Source organism: Pseudarthrobacter arbutini, from assembly GCF_054510915.1.
The window spans coordinates 1-1,770 of the sequence record NZ_JBTNDQ010000036.1 but is presented as its reverse complement, the minus strand read 5'-3'; the positions used below and the strand labels follow the sequence as shown (position 1 = coordinate 1,770).

1 protein-coding gene is annotated in these 1,770 nt (G+C 61.1%); it reads left to right on the top strand.

The annotated features are described in order from the left end of the window. A partial coding sequence (locus ACX80V_RS21795; RefSeq protein ID WP_485844902.1) for a flavin-containing monooxygenase occupies positions 1-1,710 on the top strand: 1,710 nt, incomplete at its 5' end. Positions 1,711-1,770 lie beyond the last annotated feature (60 nt).

Here is a 1,770-nt window from a genome sequence, read left to right as displayed (position 1 = left end):
GTCGTGGTTCTGCCACCACAGACTGGTGTTTACAAAGTGAATTATCTCACAGTGCTCTACAAGTCGGAGGAAGACATCATGGACAACGCCGTCCCCGGGAAGACCTATCAGCTCGATGCGCTCGTTGTTGGAGCAGGCTTCGGTGGTATCTACATGCTGCATAAGCTGCGCAACGAGCTCGGTCTCGACGCCGTAGCGATTGACCGTGCCGGGGGTGTTGGGGGAACTTGGTTCTGGAACAAGTATCCGGGCGCGCTTTCGGATTCTGAGAGTTTTGTTTACCAGTACTCTTTCGATCGCGACCTTTACGAACAGACTCCGTGGAACACGAAGTACGTGCCCCAGGCAGAGATCCTGGCGTACCTGAATGGCGTCGTGGACCGCTATAGCCTGCGGGAGCATGTCCGGCTTGAAACTGGCATGACTGACGCTGAGTTCGACGAGGCCTCCGGCACCTGGACCGTGCGGACCGACCGCGGCGTTACGTTCCAGTCCCGCTTTCTGGTCACGGGCCTCGGCCTGCTCTCGGCCACCAATCTTCCGAAGTTCCCCGGCATGGAGACCTTCGCGGGCCGGCTGGTCCACACGGGTGCCTGGCCGGAGGACCTGGACCTCGCGGGCAAGCGGGTGGGTGTTATCGGCAACGGTTCAACCGGTAATCAGGTGATCACCGCCACAGCCCCGGTAGCGGCCCATCTGACCTCCTTCCAGCGCACACCGCAGTACAGCGTGCCGGCAGGCAACCGCCAGCTTACGGCGCAGGAACACCGTGCCCATCGGGAGAACTTTGAGGCGAACTGGGAGCAGGTCAAGAACTCGTCAGTGGCCATGGGTTTCGAGGAGAGCGCCGTTCCAACGTTCAGTGTTTCCCCCCAGGAACGCGAACGGATCTACCAGCGGACCTGGGAGGAAGGCGGGGGGTTCCGCTTTATGTTCGAGACTTTCTCGGATATCGCCACGGACCAGGACGCCAACGAAGAGGCTGCGAAGTTCATCCGTCGCAAGATCGCCGAGATCGTCACGGACCCCGAAACGCGCCGGAAACTGACACCGACCGATCTGTACGCTCGCAGGCCGTTGTGCGATTCGGGCTTCTACGAGACGTTTAACCGTTCAAACGTCTCCCTCGTGAATGTCAAGGAAAACCCGATCGAGTCGGTGACCGAACAGGGCATCGTCACCGCCGACGGCACCCTGCATGAACTGGACGTGCTGATCTGCGCGACCGGTTTCGACGCCGTGGACGGCAACTATGTCCGCGTCAATATCCGCGGCCGCGATGGCGAAACGTTGAAAGAGCACTGGGCTGGCGGGCCAACCAGCTATCTGGGCATGGCAACCAGTGGCTTCCCCAATATGTTCATGATCCTGGGCCCGAACGGGCCGTTCACCAACCTTCCGCCCTCAATCGAGACGCAGGTCGAGTGGATCAGCGAAACCATCAGCCACGTCTCGACCTCCGGCACGGGCTGGATCGAGGCCAAATCCGAAACTGAGGCCGACTGGACGGAGACGTGCTCGGATATCGCCCACCAGACGCTCTTCCCCCAGGCTGCCTCGTGGATCTTTGGCGCCAACATCCCCGGAAAGAAGCGCACGGTCATGTTCTACCTCGGTGGCATCAAGCAGTACCGGTCCATCCTCGCCGACGAGGCCTCCAACAAGTACCCGAACTTCGCAACCGACGCCGACATCCTGACCCCGGCCTGATCAGCACCACCACCGCCGGCCCGGGAAGGACAGCCTGCCAAGCCATCCTTCCCGGGCTGC